Origin of the sequence: Niallia laureatilytica (assembly GCF_046613985.1) — a bacterium.
Classification (GTDB): domain Bacteria; phylum Bacillota; class Bacilli; order Bacillales; family Cytobacillaceae; genus Niallia.
This window is the reverse complement of sequence record NZ_JBKKHP010000003.1, coordinates 39,399-56,860: the sequence shown is the minus strand read 5'-3', so window position 1 is coordinate 56,860 and position 17,462 is coordinate 39,399. Positions and strand designations below refer to the sequence as shown.

At 35.7% G+C, this 17,462-nt stretch carries 17 protein-coding genes; 6 read left to right on the top strand and 11 right to left on the bottom strand.

The window, feature by feature from the left end; all coding sequences use genetic code 11:
- Nucleotides 1–185 precede the first annotated feature (185 nt).
- Entirely contained in the window at nucleotides 186–746 is a 561-nt protein-coding gene (locus ACLIJJ_RS10035) for a YybS family protein (RefSeq protein WP_411410829.1), read from the top strand.
- Nucleotides 747–756: 10 nt separating this feature from the next.
- On the opposite strand, the gene ACLIJJ_RS10030 is transcribed toward ACLIJJ_RS10035, so the two are convergent.
- The 4 genes from ACLIJJ_RS10030 to ACLIJJ_RS10015 form a co-directional block, all read right to left on the bottom strand.
- Nucleotides 757–2,163, bottom strand: a complete 1,407-nt coding sequence (locus tag ACLIJJ_RS10030) for a PQQ-dependent sugar dehydrogenase (RefSeq protein ID WP_411410828.1) — start codon at nucleotides 2,161–2,163, stop codon at nucleotides 757–759.
- 220 nt (nucleotides 2,164–2,383) lie between these two features.
- Nucleotides 2,384–3,079, bottom strand: a complete 696-nt coding sequence (locus tag ACLIJJ_RS10025; RefSeq protein ID WP_411410827.1) for a response regulator transcription factor — start codon at nucleotides 3,077–3,079, stop codon at nucleotides 2,384–2,386.
- Between the two features lie 15 nt (nucleotides 3,080–3,094).
- Entirely contained in the window at nucleotides 3,095–4,546 is a 1,452-nt protein-coding gene (locus ACLIJJ_RS10020; protein WP_411410826.1) for a sensor histidine kinase, read from the bottom strand.
- A 44-nt stretch (nucleotides 4,547–4,590) separates the two neighbouring features.
- Complete coding sequence (locus tag ACLIJJ_RS10015; protein ID WP_411410825.1) at nucleotides 4,591–5,553, bottom strand: DUF4822 domain-containing protein; 963 nt, start codon at nucleotides 5,551–5,553, stop codon at nucleotides 4,591–4,593.
- Nucleotides 5,554–5,759: 206 nt separating this feature from the next.
- Between ACLIJJ_RS10015 and adhP the strand changes: the two genes are divergently transcribed.
- Complete coding sequence (gene adhP / locus ACLIJJ_RS10010; protein ID WP_411410824.1) at nucleotides 5,760–6,782, top strand: alcohol dehydrogenase AdhP; 1,023 nt, start codon at nucleotides 5,760–5,762, stop codon at nucleotides 6,780–6,782.
- A 158-nt stretch (nucleotides 6,783–6,940) separates the two neighbouring features.
- Here the strand turns inward: adhP and ACLIJJ_RS10005 are convergent, their stop codons facing one another.
- Complete coding sequence (locus ACLIJJ_RS10005; RefSeq protein WP_237942169.1) at nucleotides 6,941–7,699, bottom strand: DUF6270 domain-containing protein; 759 nt, start codon at nucleotides 7,697–7,699, stop codon at nucleotides 6,941–6,943.
- 534 nt (nucleotides 7,700–8,233) lie between these two features.
- On the opposite strand from ACLIJJ_RS10005, the gene ACLIJJ_RS10000 reads away from it, so the two are divergent.
- Together ACLIJJ_RS10000 and ACLIJJ_RS09995 are read left to right on the top strand one after the other, a co-directional pair.
- Entirely contained in the window at nucleotides 8,234–9,229 is a 996-nt protein-coding gene (locus ACLIJJ_RS10000) for a metal-dependent hydrolase (RefSeq protein ID WP_411410823.1), read from the top strand.
- A gap of 4 nt (nucleotides 9,230–9,233) precedes the next feature.
- Nucleotides 9,234–10,373, top strand: coding sequence for an MGDG synthase family glycosyltransferase (locus ACLIJJ_RS09995; RefSeq protein ID WP_192486412.1), 1,140 nt, complete (start codon nucleotides 9,234–9,236; stop codon nucleotides 10,371–10,373).
- A gap of 56 nt (nucleotides 10,374–10,429) precedes the next feature.
- Here ACLIJJ_RS09995 and ACLIJJ_RS09990 read toward each other — a convergent pair whose 3' ends face one another.
- The gene (locus tag ACLIJJ_RS09990) at nucleotides 10,430–11,251 is read right to left on the bottom strand and encodes an alpha/beta fold hydrolase (protein WP_192486411.1); all 822 of its coding nucleotides are present in this window, start codon (nucleotides 11,249–11,251) and stop codon (nucleotides 10,430–10,432) included.
- Nucleotides 11,252–11,419: 168 nt separating this feature from the next.
- Nucleotides 11,420–12,298, bottom strand: coding sequence for a radical SAM/SPASM domain-containing protein (locus tag ACLIJJ_RS09985; protein WP_233316168.1), 879 nt, complete (start codon nucleotides 12,296–12,298; stop codon nucleotides 11,420–11,422).
- A 251-nt stretch (nucleotides 12,299–12,549) separates the two neighbouring features.
- Here ACLIJJ_RS09985 and ACLIJJ_RS09980 point away from each other — a divergent pair, with 251 nt between their 5' ends.
- Nucleotides 12,550–13,035 (top strand): hypothetical protein, encoded by a 486-nt coding sequence (locus ACLIJJ_RS09980; RefSeq protein ID WP_192486409.1) that lies wholly within the window; start codon nucleotides 12,550–12,552, stop codon nucleotides 13,033–13,035.
- A gap of 208 nt (nucleotides 13,036–13,243) precedes the next feature.
- Here the strand turns inward: ACLIJJ_RS09980 and ACLIJJ_RS09975 are convergent, their stop codons facing one another.
- A complete protein-coding gene (locus tag ACLIJJ_RS09975) occupies nucleotides 13,244–14,206 on the bottom strand; it encodes a helix-turn-helix transcriptional regulator (RefSeq protein WP_411410822.1) in 963 nt (320 codons plus the stop codon).
- Between the two features lie 109 nt (nucleotides 14,207–14,315).
- Here ACLIJJ_RS09975 and ACLIJJ_RS09970 point away from each other — a divergent pair, with 109 nt between their 5' ends.
- Complete coding sequence (locus ACLIJJ_RS09970) at nucleotides 14,316–14,798, top strand: GyrI-like domain-containing protein (protein WP_411410821.1); 483 nt, start codon at nucleotides 14,316–14,318, stop codon at nucleotides 14,796–14,798.
- A 329-nt stretch (nucleotides 14,799–15,127) separates the two neighbouring features.
- Here the strand turns inward: ACLIJJ_RS09970 and rlmH are convergent, their stop codons facing one another.
- The 3 genes from rlmH to ACLIJJ_RS09955 all read right to left on the bottom strand — a co-directional run bounded on the left by rlmH (nucleotide 15,128) and on the right by ACLIJJ_RS09955 (nucleotide 17,261).
- Nucleotides 15,128–15,607, bottom strand: coding sequence for a 23S rRNA (pseudouridine(1915)-N(3))-methyltransferase RlmH (rlmH, locus tag ACLIJJ_RS09965; protein WP_192486400.1), 480 nt, complete (start codon nucleotides 15,605–15,607; stop codon nucleotides 15,128–15,130).
- A gap of 80 nt (nucleotides 15,608–15,687) precedes the next feature.
- Nucleotides 15,688–15,849: a CxxH/CxxC protein gene (locus ACLIJJ_RS09960; RefSeq protein WP_192486417.1), complete on the bottom strand. Its 162-nt coding sequence runs from the start codon at nucleotides 15,847–15,849 to the stop codon at nucleotides 15,688–15,690.
- 206 nt (nucleotides 15,850–16,055) lie between these two features.
- A complete protein-coding gene (locus ACLIJJ_RS09955) occupies nucleotides 16,056–17,261 on the bottom strand; it encodes a S1C family serine protease (protein WP_233319055.1) in 1,206 nt (401 codons plus the stop codon).
- Nucleotides 17,262–17,462: the final 201 nt, after the last annotated feature.

Sequence of the window (17,462 nt, the reverse complement as noted above, 5' to 3'; positions counted from 1 at the left end):
TATCCCGTTTTTACTTCGTTCCTACAGTCTATGGTGTTTGATGACAATAGAGTCTGTACGATAAAATATATCTCCTAAAATAACGAAACTAAAAGGAGGCAAATGTCTCCTTTTAGTTTCGTTTATTAATATTAAATTCACCTCTTCTATATAATGTATAGACGAATATAAAATGAGGTGAAATTGTGTACCATTTCAAACCTGTTTCTAATGAGGTTCGTTTAGCTCAAAAAACATTTAAAACCTATAAAAAGACGAAAAAGCTTATTTTAGGAGCGATTTTTGCTTGTATAGCAGCTGTTCTCCAATCTGCGGGCGGCTTTATTCCCGGAATAGGCTATCTTTTAAGCCCCCTTGCCACAGCACCTATTCTGTTATATTCGATGCTTTCTACTCCATTTGGAATTCTGGCTTATTTTCAAACAATTTTATTGCTATTCATCCTTCAGCCAACAGAACTGATTGTATTTCCTTTTACAACAGGATTATTAGGGCTTGGCATTGGGGCAGCCTATTACTTCTTTAAACACAGATTAAGTATTATTGCTGCTGGAACTTTGTCTTTAATGCTAGGCATAAGCACTCTGTTGTTTTTACTGCACTATCCTATTCTAGGGCCAGCCTTCTCAAACTCCCTTTCCTATCTTACTATTGGCCTTATTTTTTTCTGTTGCTTCCTTTACAGCTGGATATGGGTCGAAATTGCCTTAATTATTTTTAAACGATTAAAAGTGTTTGCTAGCTAGCTATATAAGGTTATGGAATTATTTCAAAAACAGTGCCTTGGTTATAATCAGCTACCTTCATAGACCCATATACTCCTAAATATAAGGTAGTTTGATTTAGATTTGATCCTAAGCTAACATAGTATGCTGACTGCGGCCCAAAGTCATAATTAATATCAATCACATGAAAATCATTTTGTTTCCCATCTGGTCTTGCACTTGTATATGCTAAAGCACCTCTTTTTCGTGCAGAGTTCTTCCGCATAACATCAGTAAAGATAACTCTTCCCGTTAAACTAGGAATTTCATTTCCTAAGTATGGCTGAACTCCAGTTAGTGCTGTTCCACTAAATTTATCCGGTCTAGGGTCTTGATGAAAGTAACTGGTTAAAGGCGGAAGTCGACCCCCTGAGAGTGTCACAGCTTCCTTATAAAAGCTCCATATTTGCTCCTTAGTTTCTGGGTTAATCGTACAATCTCTTATAATGGATGTAGGAAAATCTCCTTCCCAACCCCGCCAGCCAAAATTTATCAGTCCTTTTTGGCTTGATTTGATATTTCTATCATAAGCTTTAACAAGCTGAGTAACCGCTATTGGCTTATAATGGACAAATGCAAAAATAGACTCTACCAAATCTTGTCCGACATTTCCTGCATATTTAATAAACTGATGATAATAACTTTGAAATGAAATACCTGTTATATTTCGAACTCCTTTTGCCATAACAGCGAGCATCTCCTGAATGTCTGAAGGCAGTTCATGAAAACGACTAACGACAGGTTGATTATTGGTAGATGTATACTTATTTATATCCACTTCAATAATTTTACCGGCGATTTCCATATCATCTTGACTTAAATTATATGGGTCATAACCTGATCCACCATCCCCAGTTGTTAAAATAAGTTTGCCTGTTTCAGGTGAAAAGTTTAAGCTGTTGACACCATTATGATTTGAAAAAGGCCTTCTTAAGTTAAGCAGTGTCCGTCTTTTTTTAGGTTGGCCACTAGATTGTAAACCCCATTCTTCTACCTTATCTATATGGTCATACTGAGATTCTCGATTCGTCCACCTTAACTTTAAAGTTTCAGGCTTGCATGGGTCAGGTTTAAAATCTTCTAGTTGAACACCTGGCCCCTGTGTTCCAGCTGCAGAATAATGAAGGTAAAACAAACCGTTATACCTAAAATTAGGATGAAAAGCTAGCCCAAGCAATCCTCTTTCATCATATCCGCCACTAGTGCCTAATTGTATGATGAGCGGGCGAATATCTAAAAAAGTGTTAATCCTCCCGTTACCCACATAAAAGATTTCTCCTACCTGGGTTGCAATAAATAAACTTTCAACAGAATCACCTGGAAGTACAGCTGTTTTCATTACAGTGGGCAAATTTATCTTACTTACAATCGGGCGTAAACCAACTTTAACTTTTTTCAACTGCTTTGACCTCCCCCCATTTTCTTTTATAAGAATATGTTTTGAGCTGTTTTATAAGTACTAAATTAAGATGGGAGATTTTATGAGAAAAAGGATCGCACTTAGCTACCTCCCTAAACAAAAAAAATGAGTTCGATATATACCGAACTCATTTTAACCAACCTGTCTAATGAAACTAAGCAATAATAGAAGTTAAAATGTTTCATGTGAAACATTTCTGCTAGCTATTAAAGCGATAACCACTTCCCCAAATAGTCTCTATCGGCAACTCTGATAATTTCCCTTTTTTTAACTTTTCTCGAATACGCCCAACATGAACTACAACTGTAAATACATCACCATCTAAATCATCCATATACCAAACTTGCCTGAAAAGCTGCTCCTTTGTCCATACGCGGTTTGGATGCTCCATAAAGAACACAAGTAAATCAAATTCCTTCGTAGGAAAAATAAACTCCTGCCCTAAAATAAATACTTTACGTGCACCTTTATCGACTAGAATATCCTTCATTTCTAGAAAATCCTGTGAATATCCAGCACCTGTCAGCTGCTTAAACCGTTTTATATGGGCCTGTACACGTGCAACGAGCTCACTCGGGCTGAATGGTTTGGTCATATAATCATCTGCACCTAAGCCGAGTCCCCTTATTTTATCAATATCTTCCTTTTTCGCCGAAACAATCATAAGAGGAATATTTTTCTTTTCACGAATCCGCCGGCAGATTTCAAAACCATCCAAAGAAGGCAGCATCAAGTCAATAACAATTAAGTCAAAGGGTTCATTTAATGCCCGATTTACACCTTCTAAACCATCTACTACAATCTCAGCCTCCATTTGATGTATCTCTAAATAATCTCTTTGCAGCTCAGCAATACTAATATCATCTTCAATAATTAATACTCTTGGTGACAGCATGATAGACACCTCCCTTTAAGCCCTTGCCAATATTATTGTTACAGTTGTGCCTAATTGCAACTTACTTTGAATCTGCACTTTTCCATGGTGTTTATCGACGATTTGCTTAACGATAGCAAGCCCTAAGCCGCTGCCTCCTGTCGTCGTTGTACGCGCTGCTTCTCCACGGTAAAAATGGTTAAATACATAAGGAAGCTGAAAATCTTCAATTCCCTGTCCATTATCTGTGACATATACCTCAACATTATCAGCAGCTGCCAATGCTTCTATTGTTATAGATAATGGCTCTGCTAGCTTCTTAAACTTTAAGCTGTTTTCAAATAGATTATTAAATGCCCGATTCATTTGCATACGGTCAATAGAAACATATACCTCATCAGCCGCATTTATCTGGAACTTAACATCTTGGTTGTATAATTGAAACTCTTCTGCCATATGCACAAGAAAATCGGAAAGCTGAATACGTTCAAATTGGAAAGGAACTGCTTCTGCATCAAGCTTGGAGTACAGAAAGAGCTCTTCTATTAACTGATTCAAAGCAAGTGATTTAGAATGAATTGTTCTCAAATACTTTTCCTGCTTTTCAGGAGTATCAGCAACCCCCTCTCGCAAGCCTTCTATATAACCGATAATAGATGTAATCGGAGTTTTTAAATCATGAGATATACTCGCAATTAATTCTTTTCGATTATTTTCAAGACCTTGCTTTTCCTTTTTAGAGGCTAAAAGTGTTGCGCGCATACTCTCAAAATTTTCTTTCAGCTGCTGCACTTCCTTTGCAGTACTCTCCGGTAAGGCTGGTGTTTCAATTATTAAGTTTTCCTCGCGCAGCTCAGACATGAACTGTCCTAAACTTTCTAAAGGCTTAATAATAGTCCTGCGTAATAGCTGATTCAAAAACAGCACAGCTCCAAATGATGCAAGTAGGATAATGATAATAATAGCAATTCCCCATTTAGTAAAAAACTCTAATAGATTATTTTCCTTTTTTAACACGAGAATACTTCCCTTTGTCTGATCACTATAATAAAAATCAAACTTAATAAAACGATATAATCTTCCTGCGTTATCTATTGTTCCTTTTGTTTCAATATTATTTGCATCAAAAACTGGAAAATGAACAACTAGCGATTTTTCAACTAAGCCTTTGGAATAATACAAAATATCCTTATCATGGCGTATGACAACACCGAGTGACTTTTTCTCAATATCTTGGAAATTTCTTTGCACATCTTCTACTAAAAGCTGGTCTGGATCTGTTTTTGCAATATTGCGCAGCTCAACGTAAGCAAGCTCCTCTTCCGGACTCAAGGAGCGCTGCTTCGTAAAGGTTTGATACCATGTTTTCGGTGTCGGAACAGTACCTGTCGTTACATAAAACAAAATACATAGGATTGCGAGAATAGAGATACTCGCAATCACAATACCGCCAATATATGAAATTAAAAACCGATTTTTAATGGTCATCTTGATTCCCTTCTCCATTTATAAAGGAGATAGTCAATGCTTTCTTAAAAGCTAAAGGACGGTTTTGATTCTCCTTTATATGGTTCATGCTCTACAAAAATGGTAATGTCTTTTCCTTCAGCATCCTTCCCGACACGTTTATAAGTAAATCTATTTTCATTCAACTCAGTAAGCTCTAACGCTGCACCATATTTATTTTCACCGATTGAAACATGTGCACGGATTTTATTATCATTGGTTACATCAAAGTAACCAAAATCGCCGCGGCTTTCCCCTGTTTCCAGATTAAAAAATTCATATTGATTTGTATATTTATCAAACTTTGCTAAGCTGATAAAGTTTTCATTATACATAGTAACATCATTGCCTTCTTCATCAACAGCCTTTGTACCTTGCCATAACGTACTGCCAAGAATATTATCTCCATCTTCCTCTGTAACAATATCCCCTGTAGAAGCCGTTAAATTTTGCGCTGGTGTTGTGAAGGTTAGCTCATTTTCATCATACGGTATATGCTCAACAAAAACTTCTATATCATTGTTATCCGCATCTTTCCCCATGCGTTTATAAGTAAAGATATCCGCTTCCAATTCTGTTATATCAACAACTGCCTGATAATTCATTGTACTGGAAATAAGTATACGCTTTGCACCATCATTTGTCATAAAGAACGTGCCTTCATCACCGCGTGTCTCACCAGTTTCGGCATTAAAAAATTCATAATGTCCAGTCACTGAATCATACTTTGCTAAGCCAATAAAGTTAGCATTCTCCTTTGTAAGATCATTATTATCTTTATCATAAACACGAGTACCCTGCCAATTTGTGATGCCTAGTATATCGGCCATCTCTTGACCTTTTGTTTGTTGGACCACACTTTCCTGTTCTGTCTGCTGAGTCTTTGCAGAGTCTGATTTCGTTTCATTATTTGTTGTATCACTGCATGCCGTAAGAATAGTAATTGAGCTTAAAAAAGCTGCTGCTGCCAATTTAAATTTTTTCTCCATATTTATTCCTCTCCTTTATCATTTGCTTACCTTTATTTTAGAGACCAATACTAAACTCCTTATATCGCAAATATAAACAAAATATAAATTCATAAATTGTTCAATATTTCACAATTTTATGGTGGATTTCCGTGTTATGATGAACCCGTAATAAGGTTAAAGGAAACTAGTGATATTCTTAATCACTAAAGGAGTGAATCACATTTATGAAAGCAGTAGTAGTTAATCCAAAATCTAAAGCAAACATTGAGATTATTGAAAAGGAATTGCGACCGCTAAAATCTGGTGAAGCCTTGGTAGATGTTGAATACTGCGGAGTATGTCATACTGACCTGCACGTGGCTGCTGGTGATTTTGGTAATGTGGAAGGCAGGATCCTTGGACATGAAGGGATTGGAGTTGTATCAAAAATTGCAGATGACGTCACTAGCTTAAAGATTGGCGATAGAGTCAGTATTGCCTGGATGTTCCAAGCCTGCGGCAGATGTGAATACTGCACAACAGGCAGAGAAACATTTTGCCGCAACGTCCAAAACGCTGGCTACAGTGTCGATGGAGGGATGGCTGAACAGTGCATCGTAACAGCCGATTACGCAGTTAAAGTGCCTGAAGGACTAGACCCAGCACAAGCTAGCAGCATCACGTGCGCAGGTGTTACTACCTACAAAGCGATTAAAGTTTCCGACATAAAAGCTGGTCAGTGGATTGTAATATATGGCTGTGGCGGATTAGGAAATCTTGCTATCCAATATGCTAAACATGTATTTAACGCAAAAGTTATTGCAGTAGATATTAATGATGATAAATTAACATTAGCTAAAGAAATAGGAGCAGATATGACAATCAATCCTGTCACACAGGGGGATGCTGATAAAATCATTCAAGCACAACTCGGTGGAGCATATGCAGCAGTTGTAACAGCTGTTTCAAAAACAGCATTTAACTCTGCCGTCAACGGAGTCCGCGCCTGTGGTAAAGTTGTCGCAGTCGGCCTGCCATCAGAGACGATGGACTTAAATATTCCACGCCTTGTACTTGATGGGATAGAAGTAGTCGGATCATTAGTTGGCACACGCAGAGATTTAGAAGAAGCGTTCCAATTCGGAGCAGAAGGAAAAGTAGTTCCAATTGTGCAATCTCGCTGCTTAGAGGAAGTACAGGATGTCTTTGAGGAAATGGCGCATGGTAAGATTCAAGGACGGATGGTGATTGATTTTAAACAGTGCTAGTGTGATTTGCTAGTAGAAAGTAGTTTTTATGTTTAAGAAATGAATTTTGTCCTTTCCTAGGTTACTCTTAAAAAAGCTGGGGTCACAAGTAAGAATTGCAACCTCAGCTTTTTCCTGTTTTTCGCATATTTCTGTTTATTTTAATATTTCCTTGAAATTTATATTACCATTTGATTTAAATTTTTTAAAAAATCTTGGTAATAATTATCTAAGTAATGAAGATGAAAAACTTTCCAACCCAGAGTTGGATTTTTAGCTAAATAATATTTAGAATGGTCCATTTCAATATATCTTAGTCCATACTTTGAAATCACATAGTTATCTAGTATTTTCCAAATTTCATTATGATTATCAAGAGAAGGTAAGTACTGAATACTATCATTATCTAAAATACGATTACTAAACCTTGCTTTATTAATAATAATCTCACAATTAGGCACATTAGTTTTCATGAAATTCATAAAATTCACAAAAGCTGGTATCCAGATACTTAAATAATCCTTTGAATTCTTAACTAGTTTTAATACAAATTTATTTGGAAGTTCTTGATAAAAAGTGGTATTAAGAAATAACCAATCATTATGTGTCATAATTTTATCCTCTGAAAAAAGAACACCAAAAAAAACATCAGGGAAAAAATCCATAATTAAATAATCAGGCTGAGTTTTTACTAAATCATTTAAAAATGACCTATCGAAATCCTTCATTACAATATTTCTATTCCTAGAATCAAAATTACTTAAAGTAAGATCTAAGGTATTATCCTCGTACTTTACTTCTGGAGCTACAAGACTTATTAATGATGAGTGCTCAGAAGTTGCAACACATTCATAAATACTTTTATAATCTGGGTTTAATTTAGAATTAAAGTTGTCTCTAGTAATACAAGAACCATAACAGGCTATTTTTATCTTCATAACTTCTCCTCTAACACTCTTATTTAAGAAAAAAACGACACTTACAAATATTAAAATACTAAAATTAAAAATAGAACTTAGAAATAGTTTGATCATTACTATTTTAATTACATTCTATTATAGGTAAATTCTCCTTACATTTAGAGTATTCCAAAAAATATAAGTAAAAATATAGTTTCATTTTACCATAGGTGTGTTATAAGCCAATAATTCATTTCTACTATATTAACTCATTTTTTGCTTTAAATATTCACTTTGGTGAACATTAAAAAAATAAAGCTTCTAAATTAGAACACTTTACTTCAATAAACCCTATAAATTTAAATTTCAAAAAAGTTAACCTATCCAAAGTAATTTAGGTCAGATAATTGTTCGAACATTTATGATTTACCTGCCATGGAAAAAATCAAAAAGAAGAATCTCTACATAATCTTTACATTAAATCACGAATGAAGGAACACATACCAAATATAATGAAGAGGACTTACCTATATACAAAATGATTTATATTGAAAAATGATAAGGAGTGATTATATGGATACAAGTTCTCACATTTTTATGGGTTTTGGATTAGCTGCCCTTGCTCATATTGATCCTGTTATTGCTAATCAACCTGCCCTGTCACAAGCTGTTATGTTTGGAACAGTAATTGGTTCAAATGCTCCTGACTTTGACTTCATCTATCGTATGAAGGGCAAAGGAAGTTATATCCGAAATCACCGTTCCTTATCCCATTCTCTCCCAGCATTGCCATTATGGAGTCTCGCTGTTTCAGGTATTATTTATGCCTTTTTCCCGGAATCTTCCTTTCTTCATTTACTTTTATGGACATTTTTAGCTGTTATTTTGCATGTGCTTTTTGATTTATTCAATGTTCATGGAACTCAAGTTTTACTGCCCTTCTCGAAAAAATGGATTGCCTTTGACTCCATTCCATTAGTAGATCCTACTATCCTATTCGTACATTTGCTGGGCTTTTGCCTGTTGCCGTTTTATGAAATGGGCAAAGTGTTTTTAATTATTTATATCTTTATTATTCTATATCTTGCTGTTCGAACTCTGTCGACCGTTTTAATTAAGAGAACGTTGCATCTGCATTTTCATCACTCTATTCGAATTAAAATAATCCCACGTATTTCCTTGTTTCATTGGGACGTTATCATTGAGACGAAAGAAGACTTTTTATTAGGAGTTTACTCAAATGGCAGTCTTAAGGTCGATCACTCTCTTGTAAAGAAAATAGAATATCCAAAAATAGTCACAGACAGTAAAAGCCACCCGCTTATTTCCGATTTTCTTTCTAGTACCCAATATGCATACCCATTTGTTCTTAAAAGAAAGAATGGATATTTGGTCTATTGGAAGGATCTGCGTTTTCGTACCAATAAGTTTTTTCCCATTCTTGCCATCCTTTCTGTATCATCCGATCACAAGATTAGAGACTGTTTTATCGGTACACTGTACTCCTTGAAACAATATAAGCAAGTTATAAAACAATTAAAAAATAAAGCAATCTTAAAGAAGGGCTGATTCTATGGAAAAGACATTACTGATAATCTCCTCTGATATTACAGGACATGGGCATAAAAGCATCACAGAATCATTGTGTGAAAAAGTTCAATCTCATAATGATGTGAAAATTTTTGTAGTAGATGGATTTTCTCTCGGTAAACGCTTGCTTTTAAAAATTGGTCAATCCTATGGCCCTATCACAAGAAACTCTGAAAATCTTTGGAAAATGATTTGGAAACTATCTGCATTGAAGCCCCATCTAGTAGACAATTTTATTGAATCACTAATTAGAGATAATTTTCTAAAATTACTGGAAGATGTAAAACCAGACATGATTTTATCGGTTCATCCTAACTTTAATGGTTCTATCTTAAATATTTTAGAAAAGCAGGATATTCATATTCCTTTCTTTACTCTCATTGCTGATCTTGTGAATATTTTTCCTCTTTGGGCAGACAAAAGAGCACACTATATTATCAGCCCTACCTCTGAAGCTCAAAATAAATGCATTGAATTTGGGATTCCAGATGAGAAAATAAAGGTTTCCGGTTTTCCTGTCCGATCCCGATTTTTCCCTAAAAGTTATAATCATCGTAAATTTTATAAAAAAGGCCAATCTTTAACATGCTTAATTATGAGCGGTGGTGAAGGTGTTGGTAATATGAAGAAAATAGCTGAAAATTTACTGAACCATTTTGATTGTAACGTTAAAATAGTAGCTGGAAAAAATCTAAATCTAAAAACCAAGCTGGAAATGTCCCTTAAGGCCAAATATGGTGATCGAGTAGAGATTTATGGTTTCACGAAAAACATCCAAGATCTCATGCTTTCAGCAGATATTGCCTTTACTAGAGGAAGTCCTAACGTCATGTTTGAAGCAATAGCTACCAATACGCCACTTATTATTACGGGAGCATTGCCAGGTCAGGAAGAGGATAATCCAACCTTTGCAGAGAACTTTAATTTAGGCGTAGTCTGTAAAAAACCAAAGGAAATTAAATATACGTTAACAAGTTTACTTGAAAATAATGGTGAGAAACTAAATGAAATGATTGTTAGTCAACGCAATTTTATCAATACAAAAGCAGCAGAAGACATTCTGCAATTTATTCTAGAGGTTGGCGACCCTTACTATGAAGCAGCCAAAGAAAAACTATCTTAATGAATTAACAAAAAAGGTGCTTAATCAAGCACCTTTTTTACATTAACTTGCCTTTATCAGTTTATATGCATCATGATATTCTTAAAAACAAGCTCTGGACGTTCCTCTGTAATTAAATGTCCTGTCTTTTCATAGGTAATTAACTGTGCATCGGGTAAATCACTAACAAGGCGTTTTCCTACCCCCACTGGAACAACACGGTCTTCCTCGCCCCATATCAATAATGTTGGCACTTGTATATCATTCAGCTGTTTTGGCAGTAAATCTCCCTCACGATGTCGCAGGAGTCGGATTAAAGCCTTATAAAATCCCATATCATCCAGCGGTTTACCGAATTCTCGAATCATTTCATCATTGATTAATGTTTGGTCAAAAAAGACATTTTTCAAATGATGTATGACACCCCTTCTTTGAATATAATGATAAACAAGCTTCTCAAAGTAAGGTAAATATGAAGTGAAAACGAGCGGTTTTTTCGCCCGTTTCAAATATCCAGAACTACATAATAAAACTAATTTATTAACTTTCTCAGGAGCCATCATGGCCATATAAAGCGCTATTTGACCTCCCATCGAATGAGCAACAATATGAGCATTAGAGTATCCAAACTGTTCCATGCATTCTAACATTAGCTTCGCATAATTTTGAAAACTGTATATAAACGAAGTCGATTTCTCGCTTTTCCCAAATCCAGGGAGGTCAACAGCAACGACAGAATAATGCTCTTGCAATAAAGGTACAATGCGTCGAAACGTATAAGTTGAGGATGCAAAGCCGTGGATCAAAAGAATTGGTGGTTTATCATTCAATATGTATTCACAGTATAAGTTGATACCAGATACTTTAAGATAGGTTTGTTTTAATCCACTGACAGTCATTGTGTTCCACTCCTCCAGCTCCAATTGATTTTATTATTAATCAATTGGAGCTGGAGGATACAGGAAACATTATTTTTTCCAAATATATTCACCTGTTTTTAGTCTATAAAATCTAAAGGAGGTAGTGAGTTATCTAACTAACTCACTACCTCCTGCTCAATTGCCTCTCTATTTTCCAAATCTTTTACGATATCCGCATTTTCTGCAGAGTTCCTCTACTGCCACTCTTCGTGAAAAACCCTCTACAAGATTTTTTGCTCTATCCATTTCGATAATATCAGAAAATGAATTATCATTAATGTTACCAAGGTTAATAACTCCCTCACCATCTAAACAACAAGGAATAACCGTTCCGTTTGCTAAAATACCTGCTTGATTACGCATACCATAGCAAAAGCCCTTTCCATCATCTTCTTCCTCATGTAATGCAGGCCACTGAAACTCGTAATCTTGATTAATAAAGATGCGTTCCGCTAGTTTAACACCGCTCCCTGGTGTGACCTTCTCTTCAATTTTGAAGTCTAACTCAAATTCTTTCTCAATAATTTCAAGCAACTCTCTGTTTCGTTTTCTTTCCAAATTCGTCGTATTATCTTGAGTGAGATTCCATAATCTCAGGGAAACTATCATATCAGATTGGCTTGTAGCTTCTTTAATAAAGGAAAGAATACTTCTCACATACCCTTCCTTATCTTTAGAACCAATATGGCCATCAAAGCTATGGAGTGAGAAATTCATTTGTCTTAGCGCAGGCTTATTTAGTAATTTTTCTCTCTTTTTATTAATTAATGTTCCATTTGTTGTAATATTAACTTTAAACCCTTTTTCATGGCTTACGTCTAACAAATCGCCTATTTTAGGATGAAGCAGCGGCTCACCCTTTACGTGTAAATAAATATAGTCTGTGTGCGGTTTAATTTGGTCTAATCGCTTAGAAAAATCCTCCACAGAAATGAATTGCTTCTGTCGTTCTGTTGGCGGACAAAAGCTGCATGCAAGATTACATACACTTGTAATCTCTAAGTAAAACTTCTTGAATTTTTTCACCATTAATTCCTCACTTCTTTAACTACTCACATCTGTATGAACTATTATCTATCCCTATTAGAGCATATTTGTTCATAAATAGAAACATACTTATTCATGGAAACTAGCGTTATTATTTTTGTTATGTATAGATTCCATTATATATGGAATCACAATTATATTTTAGTTACTTTTAAAGGATGCATCCGAATAAATATAAGAACCGAGAGCAACACTAATCATAAAACTATTGTGTGAGGTATTAAATAAACATGAAACAGATCATCCTCTGGTCACTCTTGATAGTGCCTTGGCTTTCCTTGTTTTTTTTGAAAATGGATACTGTCCGCAGATACATGCCGGTCGCTCTTTTTATGACCGTTATTCATACCTTGGCCTATCAAGCGGCTCATCATTATGGATGGTGGAATGAGACAGGTTCTAGTCTGTTCGGATGGGATAAAATCATTCCGGTTCCTTGGGTATATGGAGCCTATTTAGTGATTGTTATCTGGGTATTTCATTTTACTTATGAGAAGTTTTGGATATATTTGATTGTTAATATCCTTTTGGACGGGGGATTTATGTACATAGTTTACCCAATATGGCAACGGCTAGGAATGGTTTCAAGTAAATCGAGTTTGCCTACAATAGCTGTTGTCGCTATGATGGTCGGTTTTTCGTTAATCATCTATTTGTTTCAACTGTGGCAGGACGGCGGGTTTAAACGGTCTAGAGCAAAACGTGTAGATGATTAAGAACTGACTTAGTGTCAGTAGGCTTGACCTCTAAAATTCTAAGGGGCTCAAGCCTTTTAATTTATCGAGATAACGTTACATACTATATACTGCGAACTTTTTAAGAAAAACTCCTTCTAAGATGCCCTCTTTTAAGAAAGTACCATAGGCAATACTAATGTTTAATTGTGGTACAATTCTCCAACTTAGATATAGGTGCTGGCACCGCTTATGCATCAAATAACCATAATCTCTCTCGCAAATCATCTAAAACCTCTTCAGGCAATTCCTTGACCTTGATATCTCTACCTAAAAAAAGCAACCAGTTTGTCCATTCAGTTAATTCCTCTGGATTTTTAACGTTAATAAAAACCTTTAGAATAGCTGCAGTTTGATAAGGATTCGTATAAGAAATGGATACCTTTAGTGGATGGTATTTTTTATATTGTGCAATCGCCTTTGGACCAAGTTCTAAGACAATGTTGTATACTTCCTGCTGTTTATGTAGTTTTTCTAAAATCTTTTTCTTACTTACTCTATTTTTTGTAGGATATGGTTCTACATTGGTGAGATTGTCGACAGGAATAATTCTCCTCTTTTCGTCTTTTAAATCAAAGCCTTCAATTATCCATAGACTTTTTTCACGGTACAGATGCAGGAGAAAAATTGGATAAGAGCTTATTTCCTTCTCCTCTTTAATGGTAATCAGTAAATAGCTATCCAAAAGTAGTGTTTGGATAAGTTTCTCCAATGTTGGATGTGGAAGATCTGATAAATCAAGAAGATCAGGATTATGAGGATTGGTTCCTTCAAACAGTAAAATTTGATTTAAAAGCACTAAATCATCTTGTTGATTTTCTGAAAGAAGGCCAAGTAACTTTTCAGCCAAAGACTGTCTGCTCTTAAGATATGGGAGCTGTTGATTTCTTGTTGCCATGAAGGCAATAAAAAGAGCTTTGATTTCACTATCGGTAAAGTGAACATTAGGCAAAACAGAGTTGTTCATTACATAATATCCTCCGTCCCTTCCAACCTCAGCAACAAGCGGCATTCCCATACTTTCAATTTCTTTGATATCTCTGGTAGCTGTTGAACGAGAGATATTAAATTCTTGCATGATTTCAGAAATTGTAAAATGGGCACGATTATTAATATAGCGCATAACAGTATTAATCCGTTCAACTTTTTTCATAAACGATCTCCTAAACAGTATCATTTTTTGACATGATTAAAGGTTATTATAAACACATCAAATGAAAACACAAGTCATTTGAAAAATTTCAAGAAGGAAGGTTTTGAATATGGCAGAGTATACTTTAGAAGAAAAAGAAAGCTTTACGGTTTTAGGTTTGGGAATTGAGCTAAAAAGCGATTATACAGACTATGCTGGTATAAATAAAGAAAAGTCAGATTTCTGGGAAGCTGTCAAACAAGATGGAAGACTTAACACTTTAAAAGCACTCGCTACAAATGACTATATTTTTGCTGTTAACGAGGCAGTGAATAACAAAATGATGCATTATGCCGGTGTCATGTCAGAGGCAACCTTACCAGAAGAGGAATCTAGAGTTATCCAATTTCCTAAAGGATTCTATTTAATTGTCAAAGGAGAAGCACTGACAGCTGAGGAGCTAAGCAATAAACTTACTGGGATTGCCTTTGGTCAAGTCTTACCAGAAGAACAGAATATCGCTTATGTTGGTGGACCAAACGCAAGTGTTGAGATGGAGCAGCGAAACGGTTTAATATATGGGGAAATGTGGATTCCGGTTGTTAAGAAATAAAAGCTAATAGCAAATGTGATTACAATTGACTTAGAGTGCTGTAATTTGTATTTGTTCAGTCAGGATATTCCTTCTAATAAGATTATCCTGACTGAACAAAAAATTAGCTTTTAATGTTTTATAAGCATTTTTAACTCTTTTTAGTTGAGAAGCTGTTAAGTGCTTCTCTTTTCCCGGTAACTATTTCTACCATACCATCATGATATTCTACTTGAACAAGCTTATGTGCCAGTTCATTACTTCGACCTAGCTAAGAAGCTAACACATTTAGTCCTGACATGATTATTTCTCATGTTTTACATACACTTGCTTGCGAACGAGAGAATCATTCACTTATGATAAGGTTCCCCCCGATTAATCCGAAATGCTCGATAAACCTGCTCCACCAATATCAAGCGCATAAGCTGATGGGGAAAAGTCATCTTACTGAAGGAAAGCTTGTCGTCTGCCCTTTTTAATACTTGGCTGCTCAAGCCTAGCGAACCACCAATAATGAAGGTTACTTTGCTTTTTCCATAGGTTGCGAGCTTATCCAATGTTTCGGCAAGCTCTTCGGAGGATTTTTGCTTACCTTCTATTGCTAATGCGATGACATGAGCGTCAGCCGGCACTTTTGCAAGTATCCTTTCCCCCTCTTTGTCCTTAACTTGAATCATCTCTGCCTCACTTAAAACCTCTGGGGCTTTTTCATCTGGCACTTCAATTATTTCTATTTTAGAATAACTTGAAAGTCGCTTTGTATATTCTTCTATTCCTTGTTTTAAATATTTTTCTTTTAATTTCCCAACAGTTATAATCGAGATATTCACAGTTATTCCTCACTTTACAAACAATATATCCACAGAAGTTATCCACATATCCACATTTTTAATCCACATATAGTATGGAATCACTTGTTCGCCACAATATATATTGCGTTATTTTTACAATATTCACAGGTTGTTGATAACTTTTTTTCTTCGTCTATTTTCTCTAAAGACGGGAATGTTTCATACTCGTTAACGATTGTATCTATTGCTATATCAACATGTTCCTCGCAGCTGTATATCATACTCATAAACTCCTTTGTTCTGTTCAGTTCATTTATTTCTTTTTTAGTCTGTGGATATTTTTGCTTTTTATAATCAAAACAAGTTATCCACACTCCATCTTACCATTCCTTGCTGAAACTGCAACTTCTTCAGGAAATAATTGTCCACAATTAATAATCAATACCTTTTTTAATAAAACAAAAAAGGAGGGACAATCTCCCCTCCTTTACATCTTATCTTCTGCTAATGTAAGTTCTGTTGTTTTCTCTTTACCTTCACGATAATATTTAATTTTAAGCTTATCGCCGACTTTTTTATCTGTATACAAATGCTTGCGAAGTTCTACTAAATCGGTAATCTCCTCACCATCCAGTTCAACAATAACATCCAATTCTTTTAAGCCTGCCTTTTCTGCAGGAGAATTAGGAGAGACTGATTTAATGGCAACACCTGTAGTTAAGTCTTTTGGCAGCTTAAGCGCCTCTTCTTGATAATACCCTGGTATATCGCTCACAGACTCAAGCTCAACTCCCATATAAGGGCGTTGTACTTCACCATTCTGCTCGAGGTCTTCTATTATGGGAATGGCAGAATTAATAGGGATAGCCAAACCTATTCCCTCTACAGAGGATTCAGAGATTTTCATACTGTTAATACCAATAAGCTGACCCTTAATATTAACTAGTGCTCCTCCACTGTTACCTGGATTGATTGCCGCATCGGTTTGAATAACCTCTGATTGCCAGTCAGCAACTCCATCATTATTGATATCAACTGGAATTGTCCTGTCGAGCCCAGAGACGATTCCTTGTGTAACCGAACCAGAAAAGGTTAGACCGAGGGGATTTCCGATAGCTATAACTGGTTCGCCTGACTTAAGCGCGTCTGAATTCCCGAACTCAGCAACCTTCGTAATTTCCTGTGAACTCACCTTAAGCACTGCCAAGTCAGTCCATATATCGCTACCGATAAGCTCAGCACTAATTTTTTTACCGTTTGCAAGGGTAACCTCAAGCTCTGAAGCTCCTTCTACAACATGGTTATTTGTTACGATATAAGCAGCATTTCCGCTTTTGCGATAAATAACTCCAGAACCTGTGCCTGCCTCGGATTCACTTGCATCTGCCCAAAAACCTGACTCTTGTAAATTTGTTATTCCGACAACTGCATCAGCAGCAATATCAACTGCTTTTGTAACATCTGTATCAACATCAACAGTTACACCTTGTGTGATTCCACTGTAATTTGTTCCGCTGTTTGAACCTTGCAGCATGGACAGTATTCCTAATTGGGATAAACGGGGAAGCAACAGGACAATGATTAATGCCCCAATAATTGCACCAACTAAGCCAGCAAAAAAGTAGCCTCTGCGTTTTCGCTGAGGTCTGCTCCGTTTATATTCTTCATAACGAAATTCCTCATCATTTGCCATCTTTAATACCGCCCTTCCTTCTTTAACAATGTTTTTCTTAGTATGTCCTTATTCTTTAAAGACAACGCTATCTTAGCAAAGCTGCACCTATAATTACCTTATTAATTTTTCCTATTTCTCGTAAAAACAAACTAAGTAATGAAGGAAGTTGTAGTCCATAACCATTTTATTAAGCTGAAATCTTGCTTATGACTTAAAAGC